The sequence below is a fragment of the Psychroserpens sp. AS72 genome, from assembly GCF_038900375.1.
In the GTDB taxonomy this organism is placed as follows: Bacteria; Bacteroidota; Bacteroidia; order Flavobacteriales; family Flavobacteriaceae; genus Psychroserpens.
Genome location: NZ_JBBMRC010000003.1, coordinates 379,532 through 396,130 on the forward strand (window position 1 = coordinate 379,532; position 16,599 = coordinate 396,130).

General features: G+C 31.2%; 12 protein-coding genes. All 12 read right to left on the reverse strand.

What is annotated here, in order from left to right; all coding sequences use genetic code 11:
- Positions 1 to 183: 183 nt before the first annotated feature.
- Positions 184 to 3,018 (reverse strand): triple tyrosine motif-containing protein, encoded by a 2,835-nt coding sequence (locus WNY78_RS07865; protein ID WP_342872650.1) that lies wholly within the window; start codon positions 3,016 to 3,018, stop codon positions 184 to 186.
- Positions 3,019 to 3,106: 88 nt separating this feature from the next.
- On the reverse strand, positions 3,107 to 3,991 hold the full coding sequence (locus WNY78_RS07870) for an alpha/beta hydrolase (RefSeq protein ID WP_342872651.1): 885 nt from the start codon (positions 3,989 to 3,991) through the stop codon (positions 3,107 to 3,109).
- Between the two features lie 30 nt (positions 3,992 to 4,021).
- Complete coding sequence (locus tag WNY78_RS07875; protein ID WP_342872652.1) at positions 4,022 to 5,023, reverse strand: NAD(P)H-dependent glycerol-3-phosphate dehydrogenase; 1,002 nt, start codon at positions 5,021 to 5,023, stop codon at positions 4,022 to 4,024.
- 94 nt (positions 5,024 to 5,117) lie between these two features.
- Positions 5,118 to 8,348 (reverse strand): HAD-IB family hydrolase, encoded by a 3,231-nt coding sequence (locus WNY78_RS07880; protein WP_342872653.1) that lies wholly within the window; start codon positions 8,346 to 8,348, stop codon positions 5,118 to 5,120.
- A 6-nt stretch (positions 8,349 to 8,354) separates the two neighbouring features.
- Entirely contained in the window at positions 8,355 to 9,536 is a 1,182-nt protein-coding gene (locus tag WNY78_RS07885) for an alpha/beta hydrolase (RefSeq protein ID WP_342872654.1), read from the reverse strand.
- Positions 9,537 to 9,551: 15 nt separating this feature from the next.
- Entirely contained in the window at positions 9,552 to 10,481 is a 930-nt protein-coding gene (locus tag WNY78_RS07890; protein WP_342872655.1) for a lysophospholipase, read from the reverse strand.
- A gap of 3 nt (positions 10,482 to 10,484) precedes the next feature.
- Positions 10,485 to 12,326, reverse strand: a complete 1,842-nt coding sequence (locus tag WNY78_RS07895; protein ID WP_342872656.1) for a wax ester/triacylglycerol synthase family O-acyltransferase — start codon at positions 12,324 to 12,326, stop codon at positions 10,485 to 10,487.
- Positions 12,327 to 12,527: 201 nt separating this feature from the next.
- Positions 12,528 to 13,838, reverse strand: a complete 1,311-nt coding sequence (locus tag WNY78_RS07900) for an AarF/ABC1/UbiB kinase family protein (protein WP_342872657.1) — start codon at positions 13,836 to 13,838, stop codon at positions 12,528 to 12,530.
- 7 nt (positions 13,839 to 13,845) lie between these two features.
- Positions 13,846 to 14,496, reverse strand: a complete 651-nt coding sequence (locus WNY78_RS07905) for a TetR family transcriptional regulator C-terminal domain-containing protein (protein ID WP_342872658.1) — start codon at positions 14,494 to 14,496, stop codon at positions 13,846 to 13,848.
- 127 nt (positions 14,497 to 14,623) lie between these two features.
- Complete coding sequence (locus WNY78_RS07910; RefSeq protein ID WP_342872659.1) at positions 14,624 to 14,914, reverse strand: hypothetical protein; 291 nt, start codon at positions 14,912 to 14,914, stop codon at positions 14,624 to 14,626.
- 37 nt (positions 14,915 to 14,951) lie between these two features.
- A complete protein-coding gene (locus tag WNY78_RS07915; protein ID WP_342872660.1) occupies positions 14,952 to 16,037 on the reverse strand; it encodes a hypothetical protein in 1,086 nt (361 codons plus the stop codon).
- A 108-nt stretch (positions 16,038 to 16,145) separates the two neighbouring features.
- Positions 16,146 to 16,409 (reverse strand): hypothetical protein, encoded by a 264-nt coding sequence (locus tag WNY78_RS07920; RefSeq protein WP_342872661.1) that lies wholly within the window; start codon positions 16,407 to 16,409, stop codon positions 16,146 to 16,148.
- Positions 16,410 to 16,599: the final 190 nt, after the last annotated feature.

A 16,599-nucleotide genomic window follows, 5' to 3' on the forward strand; every position in this document is an offset into this window, starting at 1 on the left:
AAAAACACCAATACAATAAATATACATCGCAATAAAATTCAGTTTTTTTTACGATATCCCTAATTTAACTAGATTTAACAAGGTCTTAGAGAAGTGTTAAATTTTACAATTACATCGTTGTAGATTTTAAAAAAAACAACATGTATTGGTAATGTATAGGTAAAAAACCAAGCTGTATAGTTCTTATAATTCAAGAATATAATTTGTTAAGCTAGTTTCATGAGATAATTCCATTTTTTTACGCAAACGATAACGTTTAACTTCTACACTTTTAGGAGAGATATTGAGCAGAGGAGCTATTTCTTTTGAAGATAAGTTTAATCTCAAATAAGCACATAGTCTTAAATCATTTGGTGTTAAAGATGCATGTTTGGCTTTTACCTTCTTTAAAAAGTCTTTATCTGCATTGTTAAATGCCTCTTCAAAAAGTTTCCAATCATCTGTATTATTTAAATTCTTATCAATAATCTTAATAATTGGAGCAACACCTTTTGCTTCGTTTGCATTTTTAAGTTCATCTTTTATATTGCTAAGAAACTCGTTTTTCTTTATAATACTCATTGTTGAGATAGCAAGCTCTCTGTTTTTATTATCTATATCTTGCTGTAGTTGCTCATTTCTAACAGACATAAGCTCTTGAGAATTCTCTAATTCTTGAAGTTCTAATTCTCGTTTGGCATTTTTAATGACTTTATCTTGTTGTGTTCTATAATATCTTCTGTAATAATAATGTATTACGAGTAATAGTATAATCAATGATAATATATATAAGGCAATTGCAATATTAGATAATAACAAAGGTCTTTTAATCGTAAAATCATAAGACGCGATGTTATTAGTCACATTATTACCTACTTTACCTCTAACATTAAATGTGTAAGATCCAAATGGTAAATTTTCAAATGTTTGAGAAGATTCATCAGTCCAATCAGACCAATTATCAGACAAACCTATTAATTGATATTGATATTTATTTTCAACAATTTTTCCATAATTCGCAAAACTAGTCTCAAAACTTATATTGTTTTGTTTATTCTTAAAAGTCATTTCAACTTTGGGATCTATTTGTATTTTGGGTTCATCTATTTTATGAATTTCTACCTTATTTATGGCTATTTCAAGGTCTTTTTGAGGAAGAGGTATATCTTCATTAAATACTAGATAACCGTTTGATTGTCCTATTAAAAATTCGTTGCTGCTAATTTTAGTTAGATTTTCAAAACCTGTAACAACATTTTTAATAGAATTTGAAACTGGAAATAATCTTAAACTTGGGCTATTACTCAAACTACCCGAAGAAATAAATGCAATATTATCATCTGTAAATCTCCATAACATGGTTTTATCTCCATTTATTGGTAATAATGTAGTCTTATTTTTAAATGGATAAAATAAACTAGTAAACGTTGTATCTAGAACAAACTCAGAAACTTCATTTTGTTTAAATACACCTTCTGAAGAAGCATATATCAATTCTCCATTATAATTTATAATATTTGATCCAGTACCTTTATATATATGGTCCATCTGTTTATTAACAACAACTTTCTGAAAATCAGGACCCAATGTTAAAGTATATAAGCCTTTTAATTCATGATTAACATAAATTTTATCATTAAAAAATTCAAAAAATCTAACAGAAATATCAATACCTTCAATTTTATTTCTAAAACTCCAGTTATCATTAATTTTTTCTAAAACAGTAAACCCATTATAATTACCTTGTAATATAAGATTATTGGTATTAGGAATGCGTTTAAAATCCCAAGTCCCTAAAGCATCTGTAATAGTATTAACAACTTCATTGTTCTCAATAATCATGGTCCCTTTATTATGACCACAAAATATTTTATCATCAATTTGACGTAAAACCCAAACTTGACCATTGGTACCATTCATAAAATTGAAATCTCCAGAGTCATTTCTATTTTTATAAAATAAGCCTTGATTAGTACCAAGATAAAGCATATCATCTACAGTTAAAGAGGTGTACACAGTACCCAAATTACCACTATCATCTTTAAATATATGATAAGGTGAAGTCAAATTAATAAAGCTAATTCCATTATCAAGTCCCAACCAAACATTCTCATCTACATCTTGAAAAAGAGAAAGCACAGTATTATTTATTAAACCGTTATCCTGATTTATTTGATATTTAATTTTTCCTTCGGAAGACATGAGAATAGCTCCACTTGATATCGTTCCCAATACAAACGTACCATCATTTAATTGCAGACTATTAAAAACACTCGTCTTAAATAACATCTCATTTGCTGGTATATCCCATTGTTTAATATCTTCGGAAGTAAAAACAAAAAAACCTTGTTCTTGGGTTTGAATAAGAAATTTATCTACATGTTGAAAAACATTTACGACCCTCTTAGTTTTCAATATCTCATGGTCAGAAACAAGTGATTCTTTTCCGTTTAAAATCTTAAAAAGTCCTATTCCTTTTTTCTGAAAATATATAGTCCCATTATTAATTAACATTTTTGATAACTCTGTTTGAGAATTAATAATATTAACCGATAAATCTAGAGAGTTGATTATATATATTCGTTTTAAAGATTGGAAGATAATCCAATCATCAAGTGTGATAATGTTCCAAATCTGCTCATCTTCAATTAAATCTATATTGAGTTTTTGAGATAGAGAATTATATTCTAAAGTACCTACAGGATTGCGTTCCCAATACCCAAACTCCATATAACAACCTGTGTAAATTCTATTATCAACGGCTTTTACAGATCGCAAAATAGTTCTATTAGGAGATTCATACAATTGCCATTTTGAACCATTATATTCTAACAACCCTAAATTATTGGCTATGTAAATGTACTTATCTAAATTTTGAGAAATAGACCAATTTTGATTTTGCGCACCATAATCTTCAGAAGTAAAATTTTGAATTGGTGGTAACTCTTGTGCTTGGATTGATAATGTAATTACAAAACAAATTATTGCTACTAATAATTCAAGTCGTTTAATTTCCGAAGAAAACATAGCAATTCGCATTTGTATAGGTATTATGATGTTATGAATGTACAAAATAACACTTAAATAACCAAAAACAAAACAATCAGGACACTAGTAATAATAAGACTTAACGCTTAAACTCTAAACGTTTGGTTTGAATTACTTTAGAATCTAAAACTGTATTGTTTATAAATTGCTTGATATTGTCTAGTTCTTTAAAGTTAATTGATGAAACTTCATGTTGTGCTCCTTCTACTCTAAATAAATAGTAAGGCATATTTATTTTTTCTAACCTTGTAACAATGACTCCAGATCCATTTAAAATAAGATAACCTATCTCATTACGATTACACAAATGATGGGATGCTTTTAAGTATGGTACCATATTATCATTTGTGCCATGAAACAAAACTGTAGGTACCGCATTTTCTTTTGTGATATAATTTTCATCAACCATTGCACCAGCAAATGAAATCAATCCAGCATATTTGATATTCTCATAATCACTTGTATCTTCTATGAAAAAATCTTTCATATAAACGGCACTCAATACAGCCTCTGCTCCTGCACTACTGCCTCCAGCTATTATTTTTTTAGGATTTACATGTAAAGAATCACTGTTTTGAATAAGGTAATTTGTCGCATCTAAAAAATCTTCTGCCGCCTTAGCAAACGTGAATAATTTCTCTTCTTTAGAGCATTGACAACCAAATCCTGTTATAGCACCATTTCTAAGTAATCTATAAGATATTGAAACACCAATAAATCCATTTTCAGTTAAGTACTTCATCAATTGTTGCTCTTCAACACCATCTCTTGAACCTCCTGAAAAACCGCCTCCATGCATCCAAATTACAACCGGAAGTTTTGTGCTATCTGATAGTTTTTCTGGTGTATAGACATCAAGTTTAAGAGAGTCAATAGTTTTAATAGCATACACATGTGTTTCCACAGATTGCGAAAACGATGAAAGAGAAAAAAATATAATTAAGGCGTTGACAATTAATTTCATGAGCAATTTCCGAAGAATGATTAATTATATTTATCCTGGCTCTTTTTCTGAACCACTTTCAATTTTAAGCAAACCTTTAAAAGCATCATTAACAGTATTGCCTTCGTATAGTACTTTGTAAACCTCTCTAGAAATTGGCATATCTACTTTATAATCTTTAGCTAATTCCATGACTACTTTTGCGGTTTTTACACCTTCTGCCACTTCATTCATTTCATCAATAATCTGCTCTAAACTTTTACCACGTCCTATTTCAAATCCTACGTGATGATTTCTACTTTTAGAACTTGAGCAAGTTGCTACTAAATCTCCCATACCTGCCAATCCAGAGAACGTTCTACGCTTTCCTCCCATTGCAATTCCTAATCTAGTTAACTCAGATAAACCTCTAGTAATTAAAGCTGCTCTAGTGTTGTCTCCTGCATTTGCTCCATCACCCATTCCTGTGGCAATTGCCATAATATTTTTTAAAGCACCTCCAAGTTCACAACCAATGACATCATTATTTGTATACACTCGAAACAATCCTGTGCTAAACACTTGTTGTAATTCTTTAGCAATGGTTTTATCAACCATAGCAATTACTGCAGCTGCTGCTTGTCCTGAATGAATTTCTTTAGCTAAATTAGGACCAGTTAAAACACCAGCTGGATGACCAGGAAGTTCTTCTTCAATAATTTGCGTCATGCGCATTTTTGTCTTGAGTTCTAATCCTTTAGATAAACTCACAATGGGAACCCATGGTCTAATATATGCTTTTGCTACACGTAATACTTCTCTAAAATGCTGAGAAGGAATTCCCATAACAATCACATCTGCATTTTTAACCGTGTCTTCAATTGACGTTGAAGCTTTTAAATTTTTATTTAATTGTGCTCCTGGTAGATATTTAGTGTTGGTATGTTTTTCATTTATTTCGTTAACCGCTTTTTCATTTCTTGCCCATAAAATGGTGTCATTGTTTTTTGCTGTTAAGGATGCAACGGTTGTTCCCCAAGATCCACCACCTAAAATTCCTACGTTCAGTTTCATGCGTATATTTTTATTGTGTTACTATAGTCGCATGGAACATCCAAATAATTATATATCGAGTTATCGATAAATCAGTTGTGGATGTTTCATCAGATTAATTTTCTAGTTCATTAAGATATAAATTTCTTACGTCTTCAATATGTTTATTGAGGTTTTTTAATTTCCAAAGCGACGTATCTACAGGTTCTAACACAACAACCTCAATATGAGTAGGTTTAAACATACTTGTACCTTTTGGCATTGCCATATAAGCGTTTTTGATAACGATAGGAATTATTGGAACTCCTGCTTGCATTGCTAAGTGAAAAGCGCCTTTTTTAAATGTTCCTAAAGTTTTGCTTCCGCTTCGAGTACCTTCTGGTGCAATAGCAACAGAAATTCCACTCTTTAGAGCTTCAACAGCAGGTTTCATTGCTTCAATAGCTTTTTCTTTATTGGCACGATCTACAAATATGGCTCCTAAAGCTTTAAAAATTGGTCCAACTGGTGTGCGCTCTAATTCTTTCTTTGCAACTCCTGTAAAATCATGTCGTATCAATTTCATTACTATAAAGAAATCTGCAGCACTTTGATGGTTAAAACAAAACACTGCTGGACGAATATCTTCTAAATTATGTTTTCCTTTTACAGCAATATCAAGTCCAGCCATTTTAGAACCTAAATCTCCAATACTTGAAAATGTTGTATTTGCTGCTTCTTGTCGAGACAATGTCAATGCTCCTTTTAAGACTCCTTTTAATGCAGATGGATAAATACTCGCTGCAGCTAATCCTGTTCTAAATCCATTTACAATTGGCTTTTCAACAGGTTCTTCAAATCTTAAAATTGGCCAATTATTTTCAAAAGCCATTTGTGATAGTCGCTGATCTGGATTAGTAGCTACAGGATTTCCAACTAATTTCAATAATGGTAAGTCTTCAATACTATCTGTATAAAAATAACTTTTTGATAAATCTGTTTTATTCTTCTTAGCAAATTTACGTGCTGCTCTGGCTTTACCTTCTCCCCAACACATCTCTGAAACACGACCAGTAAATTTACCGTTACGTAATTCCATTTCTGTTGCGTAGATATCTTTTATCCCTAATGCTTTTGCGATAGGTTCAATTTGATAAGTTGTCGCAGCCGAAATGATGACAACTTTATGCCCTTTTTCTAAATGTTTCTGTATTAAATCACGTGATTCTTGATAAATAGTTTCTTCTAAAAACTCTTCAAAAACATGCTCTCCTAATTCTGCAAAAGCAGATTCTGCAATACCTTTTACACCAAGTGCTGCAATTTTAGTCAACACTTCAAAATCTCTGTTTCCTGCAGCAAAAATTAAGGCTGTAGCAAATTGAGTTAAATATTCTTTAGCTGTTGTTTTACCGCTGAATAAACGTGTCGTCATGAATTTTTTAGCCGAAAAATCATTGATTAACGTTTTGTCCATATCAAAAAATGCAGTGATATGTGGACCTTCCTCTATGACAGTTGTATGATGATCGTCATCATTACCAGAATCTGGCACTATATTTTCTTCGGAAGGTTCTTGGAGTAATCCTTTTTTATCTAGAACATTCTCAATTTGCTTTAAATAAAATAAACGTTCTGATAAATCTTCTAATTGATTTTTCCAAATCTCTAAACCTTCATAATCTAATGTTCTATCTACAGGAGTTAAATTAGCATTTTTAGCAAAACGAAGTGCATTAATTAAAAATGGTTTGGAGACACTATCTAGACGCGTAATCTTAGATTGCCAATGCAATTCTTTACCTTTAAACATTGCTAATTCGATAAATTCATCATCTGAAAACTCATCATCAGTATCCCAACTATTCAATGTATGACAAACCACTTTATCTGCTTCTAAATAAGATAATAGAATAGCTCTAGATACAAATACATCTTGTCTTTTAAATAGTCCTGAAATATCTCCTTTAGGATCTACAATTATTGCTCTCCAGTTTTTATCAAATCGTAATAATTCTGCTTCGATTTCACTACTAAATTTTGGTTTGTTAGTGTAGAAAAATTCGAATTTAAATAAATTACGAAGTTCCATAATTTCGTTCCAGAAATTAGTGATTCGGTTTGCAGATGTATCGTCTTTTATTTTCACCAAAGCCATTTCAATAAACGCTTGGTGGTACAAATGACCTGAAGCCATATTTGCATAATAGGTGGCTGGTAGATATTCCGTAGAAACCAAACTATATTGTGCTCTTTGTCCTGCTCTACTTTTTTGAATAATTCTTGCGCCTTGTAATAAATTTAACGCCTTTTGTATGGTAACACCAATTTTATTTCCACGATCTATAAGGACGTCTTCTTGCTTTTGACCAATATAAGTCATGAGACGATTGACCTTAAATTCAATTTCTTTTTTGGTTAAGGCAAAATCATTTAAAAGTGTATGACACACTAAAGACACTGCTGTTACAGGTGTAATAGCATTTGTTTTATGAATCAACTCAAACGCAAATCGTGGCAAGGTGTTTTTGTCTGCATAACTATCTTCTTCCATATCTGGAATGATGGCTTGTTGATCTTCTTCTCCCTCTACTGGTTCTCCAAAACGAATGGCTGCTCGACCATAATCATTTCCTAATTTTTTAATATAGTTGAGTGCTTCTTTTACGTTTTCAGACTTTTTAGCTTGTCCTTTTCCTTCTTCGGTCATTTCTTTGACATCAGGAATCAAATCGTAAACAATAGAAACTGGCACATATTTTATAGATCTTGAGCTTTGTGCTTCGCCTTCTTTAATATATTTTAAAATCCCCATTTTTGGGTAAATAATTTTACCTGTTCTTGAGCGTGTGCCTTCAATATTCCAAGTTAAGTGATCACCTTTATCAATGATGGTAGAAATATAATGTCGTAATGCTGCTTTATAGATTAAATCATCTTTAAAACTGCGACGAATAAAAATAAGTCCAGCATTATTTCCTAGTTGTTTTAATCCTGGAAAAGCCAAATTACTTCCTCCAAAAGAATAAGGAATAGGCATTCCGTAACGTGCTAATGTTGAAATTAAAACTAAAGTATCTAAATACGTTTTATGAGTCATGATAAAAGCTACAGAGTTTTTCTGCATCAATTTCATCAACTTTTTTATTCCTTTTGGATCAACATCTATTTTATCATTATACGCTCGTGATAAAATATAATCAAAGCCTTTTACAGACACCAATTTTGCCATAGGGTGTTGTAGTGCATACAACTCTTTAATACAATTTGCACCTTGCTTTTTTACATCTTCAAGATCTAATTTTTGCTCCACAGCAATTTGCTTTAAAGCTTCCTGAAATTTATGATGTTCAATAATATGATCCATAAGGTATTATTTTACGCTTTGGGTAATTGTCTTTTTTGTTTTGAATGCTTTTCTGGCTTTATTCCAAAAGTTAGGATATAAATAACGCTCCAGATTAGAACCTACATCTCTTATTTTTTTGCCTTGAATATTTGCACTTAGCATATTGGCTGTCACTAATAAAACGCTTGCATTTGCTCCCATTCCTGAATGGCTACCATACACTTCAATATTTTTAATATCCTTTCTAAATGTTGCTGCTTCTAAACAATGTTTCCATGGCACTAAACCATCTGTTTTGGTATAAATACAAGTTACAGGAACTTTTGGAATGGGTTCTAACTCTGCTAAAAAGCGTTCGTTTCGTTCTTTTAATGATTTTCCTCGGAAAAATTCCATCAAACCATAAACAGGCGTTTTCATGTCCATAACTCCCCAAATTGGTGAGCCAATCGTCAAAATTTGCTCAACTTGATTTGGATGTCTATTAGCCATTATTTTAGCAAAAATACCACCACCACTCCATCCTACAATACTCACTTTTTCTTGATGTTGCTGATAAATATCTGCTAATTTCTCTTCTAATCTAGGAATGTAATGCGACTTCACCATATTAAATCCTAATTCCCATTTATAAGTTTTAAAACCTAAAGAGGTTAGATACTTTCTCACAAATGATGTTGAATTATCATCACCTAAATAGGGCGGAATTAACAACACTGGTTTTCCGTTTCCTTTAATACGTTTTGGAATAAATGGATACAAACAATAGATAGATGACCACTCTAATAAAGATCGACTCTCCATAACCATGTTAAACAATGGTGGAGAAGGTATTTTTTTATTAACGAGTGAGATTTCTTTTTCAAACCGCTCTATGAGTGAATTGGTGTATTTATATTCATTTTGATCATGACCTTCAGAAATTGAATCACCAATGTTTTGCATGATTTTCACTAGAGTAATATAATCTCTATTTGGACCTAATTCATCACAAACCAAGATCGTTTCATCTAATAGTTGTTCAATTTTATCATGCTCATCATTATCTATTTTTTTGATAAGCGCTTTTACGTCATCTACAAGAGAATGTTCTTTAAACTGAACACTAGTTAGCTTTTTAGAATCTTTTAATGACAAACCATTTAAAACACCTAAAGCAGTTGCAAAACGGGTGAAAATTCTATATAAAATTTGGGTTTCTTCCATTATTGTTTTTTAGACTTATGTACGAGCTTTTAACCAAACTAAAAGTTCTTGTTCTACAGCTTCGGCATTAGTTTCGTTTAACATTTCATGTCTTCCTCCTTCATATAAATTAAAAGTAAAATCATCCATGCCTCTTTTTTCATATTGTTTGGCAACGCGTTTTACACCTTTACCCATTTCTCCAACTGGATCTTTATCACCAGAGAACATTAGAATTGGTAAATCTTTTGGTGTGGATTTAAAAGCTTCAGGCTTATTTAATGTTTTAGAATTTTTAATAATATCTAAAAATACTCCAAGTGAGAAATCTTCAACACGATAAGGATCTTCTTCAAATAAATCTACTTGTTTTTCATCGCTACTAATCCAATCTAATTTTGTTCTGTTGGGTTTGAATTTTTTATTGAATTCTCCAAAAAAGAAAGATTTCAAAAATTCATTTCCTCTTGCTCTTCCTCGAAAAGCAGTAACTGTTGTTGCTGTAACTAAACCAATATTCCCTAATCCTTTTATAAAACTTGCCGTTCCAGATAAGATTAAGGCATCTAATTCATTTCCGTATTTGGTAACGTATTTTCTGCTTAACAATGAACCCATACTATGTCCGAATAAGATAAATTTAGATTCAGGATATTCAATTTTCATTAAGTTAGACAACGCATGCATATCTTCTACACAATCCTCAAAATAGTCACTACCATCATAAAACCCAAATAAACGTTTCATTTCCGCAGTTTTACCATGAGCACGATGATCATTAGCATACACCGAATAGCCTTCTTCCTGTAAAAGATGTGCTATATGGTCGTATCTGCCAGCATGTTCTCCAAGACCATGTGCAATTTGCACTAAACCTTTATAAGGAACATTTGGATTAGCTTTCCACCTATAGTAACAAATGGATTCTCCATCTGTAGACGTTAATATATTTGTTTTATAATGCATGAATTATCTTTCTAAAAACGCAGTTAGCAACCTCATAAATTTTGTTTTACCCGATGCTGTTCCTGTTATTTTAATTCGTCCTTGTATTTTCAATTCTTCTAAAAACAACTTGCCTTTATATAAGGCAAAAAGATTTTCATCTTCTATTTCAATCAATACTTTAGGCTCTAAATTCTTCTTTTTCTTAATAACAGCTGTTGCTTTGGTGAGATCTATTTCATAGCCATCAGTTTTATCTCCTAAACCCACTTGCATATGATATATCCCTTTGTTTGCTTTTACTACTTTCGGGTTCTCTTTCAAATACTTTTTTAGAGCTGTAAAAAATGGAGCACTTTTACTTTTTAATTTTGTAGCTACTTTGCTTGTTGATTTGCTTTTTCCTAAATTTTTGATAAGTTCTTCTAACTCATTTGCAGATTCTCTTATATATCTTGAAAACACATCTGCATCTGGCATTGTTTTAGCATCGGAAGTCGTCGTAATACTCACTTGTCCATTATAACTAAAAGCAGCAATTATTAGCCCAAAACCATCTACAACTGGTGTTAATCCAAAAATAGAAACCACTTTATGACCATTTAAATATAAGAGTCCTCTTGGACCTGGAACATTAGTAATTGTGACATTAAAAGGTGGTCTGTGCAAATCTTTAATATTGTATTTACTATACAATCCAGCTGCTAAATTTGCTAAACCAAAAGGCACTACATCTGCCATTTTAGCTAATGTTTTTGCTCCCATTGTATTGTGTCTAGATTTCCCTAACATGGTTTGTTCTTGGATATATTCTAGACGCTCCAAAGGATCTTCAATATGTGTTGCTAATTGAATCATCATATTAGCAATCTGGTTATTCATTTTAGTGCTATTCTCTGTTCTAATAGAAATTGGAACATTTGCTACTAAAGGATGTAACGGTAATTTTTCTTTTTCAACTAAATAACGACGAATTGCTCCAGCACAAATAGCAAGAATAATATCATTTATACTTCCACCCATTACTTTTCTGAGCGCATTGATACGTTCAAAAGATAAAATTGCTGTTCCCCAAGTTCTTTTTGCTGAAATTTTACCATTGAAAATCGTAATAGGAACAGGAAATTTTGACGAGCTAAATTCCTTTTGAATACTCAATTTACTGGCAGCTTTACTCTTTATAAAACTAAAAGTTGTTTCTGCAACAGTTTTTGGAATTTTAAACGGGTTTTTAAAAAACTCGTAACCACTTTTTAATAATAAACTAAGTTCGTCTGGTAGAGGTTCTGGATTAAATGGCTTTGGTTTTGAACGCTTTTTTTCTTTTCCGTTTTCATCACTATCATATAAAACACCAAGTAGTCCAACTCCTGATTTACCATCAATCATAACATGATGTACCTTTGTAACAATGGCTACAGATCCTTTTGGCACTTGGGCAATTTCATCGATACCTTCAATAAAATGAACAGACCACAGTGGTCGTCTCAAATCTAAAGGTGAACTAAATAATTTTGACGTTAAATCTCGTAACGTTCTCCAGTTTGATGGATCTGGCAATTTAATACGATTTAAATGTAGATCAATATCAAAATTTGGATCATCTACCCAATATGGATAATCCAAATTCATTGGCACATTAAGTAAACGTTGTCTAAATTTAGGAATCAAATGCAATTTGGATGCAACTATTGCTTTAAAGTCTTCATATTTTAATGAACCTTCAACAATATTTAAAGTTGCAATGTGCATTGGACTGGTAGGAGATTCTGCATACAAAAATCCAGCATCGTAACCAGAAATCTGTTGGATTGAAGCATCAAATGCATCTTGCATAATGTCCTTCAAATCTATTTTTTTTGCCATTAATATATTTGTATTAAGCTGTTCTTTTTAAAACCGTTGCGTCTCACTTTTATGTTTTGAAAATGTAATCAATTTTCATCAAAACATGTATCAAAATATCATCTACTTTTTGGGCATTTGCAAGATACACAATTTTCATAAATACTATGCACGCATAGTACTTTTTAATTTATTGCAAACTTGCATCTAAAACGACAACACTTAAAAAGTTTTATAATTTTCTATTATTATACGTTCAGCTTTTAAATCAAACATCAAATTAAACAAGCCAAAAAACGTTCTATTCATATAAATAAAATGTCGCGAGCCTCTGTTAGCATTCATCTTTCTTGTTCTTGTGTCTTTAAAATAACGTTCACCTATGGCTGCAATTTTATCAAAAAACTCTGGGTCTGAAAAATTGAAAATTTCCTCACGAAAAGGTTGAGTAAAGAAACTTAAAACATCATGAAACATATTGGTAAAAAAGAGGATTTCTTCTTCGGTATCGTCCTCCCTTAAGATTTCTAATTCTAATAATTTATTGTGAAATAGTTTAGAATCATCTAAAACATTTTTATCAAATAACTCAAAATAAGGGTCATAAAAATCTTCAGGAATTATTTTCATACATCCAAAATCTATGGCTATGAGTTGTCCGTTTTCAGACACTAAAAAATTACCAGGATGCGGATCTGCATGCACTTTTTTGAGCGTATGCATTTGGTACATATAAAAATCCCAAAGCGCTTGCCCTATTGAATTAGCCACGTCTTGATTGGTGTTTATTTTAGCAAATTCTGAAAGGTGAATACCTTCCATCCAATCCATTGTAATAATTTGTTGAGAGGATAGCTCTTTGTAATACTTCGGAAATAGTAAATTAGGAATATGCTCACAAGCAGCAACAACTTCTTTGCTTTGCTCAATTTCTAATAAATAATTGGTTTCCTCAATGAGCTTCCCTTCTACTTCTTTAAAATACACATCAGAATGTTCACCTTTGATATTAAACATTTTCATAGCAATTGGTTTTACCATTGCTAAATCTGATAAAATACTATCTGCAACTCCAGGATATTGAATTTTTACGGCTAACGTTTTTCCGTCTTTTTCTGCTCTGTGCACTTGACCAATACTTGCAGCATTTATAGCTTCGGGATTAAAGCTATCAAAAATCTCATTCGGGAATTTACCAAAAGATTTTTTAAAGGTTTTCATTACTAAAGGAGCAGATAATGGCGGAACAGAAAATTGAGATAACGAAAATTTTTCGACATAAGCTTGAGGTAAAATGTTTTTCTCCATGCTTAACATTTGCGCTAATTTTAGTGCACTTCCCTTTAAATCTTTTAAGCTGTCATAAATATCTGTGGCATTTGATTCATCTAGGCGTTCTTTTGCGTCAGCTTCAGAATTTATCATTTTATCACCATAATATTTTAGGTAATTCACACCTACTTTTGCTCCTGTTTGCACCAATTTTGAGGCACGTTGTATTTTTGAAATTGGAATATTTTTAACTGTCTTCATAGGTTTTCTATTTCACTTTCTCTTTATACAAGAACTTTGCAAGATCAATAATATTATGTAGTGATTTGGTATCTATTAACTCCATGCTTGTATTGATGGATTTTTCGATAAAAATATCTGTTTTTTCAAAATCTTCGGAACTATCATCCAACCAAAATTTCATCGTAAATAAAAGCTGAATCCAAGCAGATTCTTTGATGGTTTTTTTCTGAATAGTTTCAATAGTTTCTACATTTAAGCTAATAGTTTCTATATCCAACTCATCAATAAAGCTTGTAAAACTTCTCTTAAACCTAGAAAATACAGAAAGCGCTTTTAATTGATTTTCAAACCCTTTCAAATTCAGTTTAACAAACTCTTGATTGAGAGCCAAATTTTCAAAAAACGTGTAGTACAAACTCAATAACTTATCTTTTTTACTAAAACTATGGTATTCTGGAGTTTGCTTTAATGTAAGTAATGAATTTTGAAAAAGCAGGTTATAAATCGTTTTTTCTAGATCTTTAAATGATCTGAAATATTCATAAAAAATGGCATCATCAAATTGATATAATTGGCAAAAATCTTCAACCGAGTCTGGCTTAATTTGATGTTCTACCACGAACTCCATGTAGAATGTAATAATTTCTGAATCTGAAATTTTGTGTTTCTTAACCATTAACCCAATTTTACCTTAAAAATACGAAATGATCTTGGTTTAACTACCAACTAAAAACAAAAAAAAACCAAGCTACATATAACATGTAACTTGGCTTTTATCAATCAACTAAACTAATTCTTATAACCTATGCGATAAGCTTAGACCATCTTTTTTTACTTAAAATCATGTGTTTTTTCACACCTGTTAAGGCATCAAAAACGATGTCTTGATTTTTTGCAGCTAATGATAAACCACCTTTTAAAGCTTTGCTACCAACAGTTTGCCACTGTTCTGCTACTAGGATTCCTTCAGAAACTAAATCTTCTGTTGTGTTAAGCGCATAACCATTTGCATTAGTTACCACTTTTTTTGTTTTGTCTAGTGCTTTAAAAACCATTGTCTTTGGAGCATCTAGTATTGATTTTTTATTTTTCATTATAAATGATTTTTATATTAATTATACAGAAGAACGATTAGGCAGTTCTATATCTTTCTACCCATTTAACTAAACCTTCAGCACCATCTTTCACAGCTACTTCAGCTTGTTTTTTCCAATCTTTCAAATCTGTATTTGCGAATGAAACTGTTTCTTTTTCAAGAATTGCTTCTACTTCTGCAGTTTCAAGTTTTGCGAATTCTGCATACGTGTTAACTCCATTGTTGTTTAAAGCCAATTCTGTTTTTGGTCCAATACCATAAATTAACTTTAAATCATCTTTTGCAGATGTTTTGATTGTTTCGTTAACCTCAGTTTTTACTTCTTCAACTTTAGTTACTTCTTTTTTAGCCTCAGTTGCTTTTGCAACTGTTGCCTTTTTAACTGCAGTAGTTTTCTTAGCTACTGTTACTTTTGCTTTAGGTGCTACTTTCTTTGCTACTTTAGTTGTTTTTGCTTTAGTAGTCGTTGCTTTTTTTGCTACAGTTTTCTTTGGTGCTTTTTTAGCAACAACTTTAGTTGCTTTTGAAGCTTTTGCTTTAGTAGCTGTACTTTTAGAAGCTTTAGTTGCTTTATTTACTTCCTTTTTAAGATCTTTTCTAGCATCTTCAAGTTTGTTTTCAGCAGTGTTGACAACGTTGTAAGCTTGCTTTAACACATCGCCTTTTAATTCGTTGAATTTCGCCATACCTTTAACCTTCATGTCTTCAGTTGCTTTTTCTGCTTTCTGAACCATTGGGTTTTCAGATACTTTTTCTGTAATATCTTCTACGATCCCAACAACTTTTCTACTAACTGGGTTATTGATAACTTTATTTTTAGCTTTTTCAATCAACTCATCATCAATACCAACTAAATCTTTCATTCTATCAGCACCAACCATCACTTGTCCTTTTACAGCTTCTGCTGTATCAAAAATCATATTGATTTGTTGTTCTCTTACTTTCTCTGACTTCTTAATTAACTTAGAAGCTAATTTTTGCCATTTTTCTCCATTATCTATAGTTGTGTTAATTGCAGATAATGATGCATTAACTAAACTTGAATTTACTTTTTTTGCAACACTAGGTTTGTTTACTTTTTTAGTTGCTTTTTTTGCTACTGTTTTTGTTTTAGTTGCCATAATATATATTGTTATTGTGTTGTTATTATTTTAATTTGGTACAAACATACAATCAGAGAGTTACAAATGAGTTGCACTTGAGTATGTGTCCTTTTTTTTATTCTGAAATTATTTAAATTTTGGTAAAAACTTTACAGCTTTACCTTTTACAGTTTCTAATGTATTGAATACTAACTCCTGATTTTTTGCTGAAGCTTTAATTCCTTTTTTTACAATTTTAGTAGAAAGCCCTAATCCTTTTTCGGTTAAACCAATAGATTTCATCGCTACTTTTTCAGTAGTACTTATTGCTAAATCATTTACTTTAGTAACTAATCCTAATGCTTTGTTAGCTGTTGTATCGATAATTGTTGTGTGCTTTTTAGTAGCCATAGTATTATAGTGTATTAATGTGTTGTTTTATTTTATGGTACAAACGTACAATCAGGTAGTTACAAATGAGTTGCAATTATAGCATGGAAAGGAATTAAATATGAAGATTAGATATTTCCGAAGAATAAAACACAGTAATAACGAGTGTTTCAAGAGTTTTTAAACTATAAATTATTTTAAAATTTATTTT

Coding starts and splice junctions, on each gene's coding strand:
- WNY78_RS07865 (WP_342872650.1), bottom strand. CDS start 3,018: ATGCGAATTGCTATGTTTTCTTCGGAAATTAAACGACTTGAATTATTA.
- WNY78_RS07870 (WP_342872651.1), bottom strand. CDS start 3,991: ATGAAATTAATTGTCAACGCCTTAATTATATTTTTTTCTCTTTCATCG.
- WNY78_RS07875 (WP_342872652.1), bottom strand. CDS start 5,023: ATGAAACTGAACGTAGGAATTTTAGGTGGTGGATCTTGGGGAACAACC.
- WNY78_RS07880 (WP_342872653.1), bottom strand. CDS start 8,348: ATGGATCATATTATTGAACATCATAAATTTCAGGAAGCTTTAAAGCAA.
- WNY78_RS07885 (WP_342872654.1), bottom strand. CDS start 9,536: ATGGAAGAAACCCAAATTTTATATAGAATTTTCACCCGTTTTGCAACT.
- WNY78_RS07890 (WP_342872655.1), bottom strand. CDS start 10,481: ATGCATTATAAAACAAATATATTAACGTCTACAGATGGAGAATCCATT.
- WNY78_RS07895 (WP_342872656.1), bottom strand. CDS start 12,326: ATGGCAAAAAAAATAGATTTGAAGGACATTATGCAAGATGCATTTGAT.
- WNY78_RS07900 (WP_342872657.1), bottom strand. CDS start 13,838: ATGAAGACAGTTAAAAATATTCCAATTTCAAAAATACAACGTGCCTCA.
- WNY78_RS07905 (WP_342872658.1), bottom strand. CDS start 14,496: ATGGTTAAGAAACACAAAATTTCAGATTCAGAAATTATTACATTCTAC.
- WNY78_RS07910 (WP_342872659.1), bottom strand. CDS start 14,914: ATGAAAAATAAAAAATCAATACTAGATGCTCCAAAGACAATGGTTTTT.
- WNY78_RS07915 (WP_342872660.1), bottom strand. CDS start 16,037: ATGGCAACTAAAACAAAAACAGTAGCAAAAAAAGCAACTAAAAAAGTA.
- WNY78_RS07920 (WP_342872661.1), bottom strand. CDS start 16,409: ATGGCTACTAAAAAGCACACAACAATTATCGATACAACAGCTAACAAA.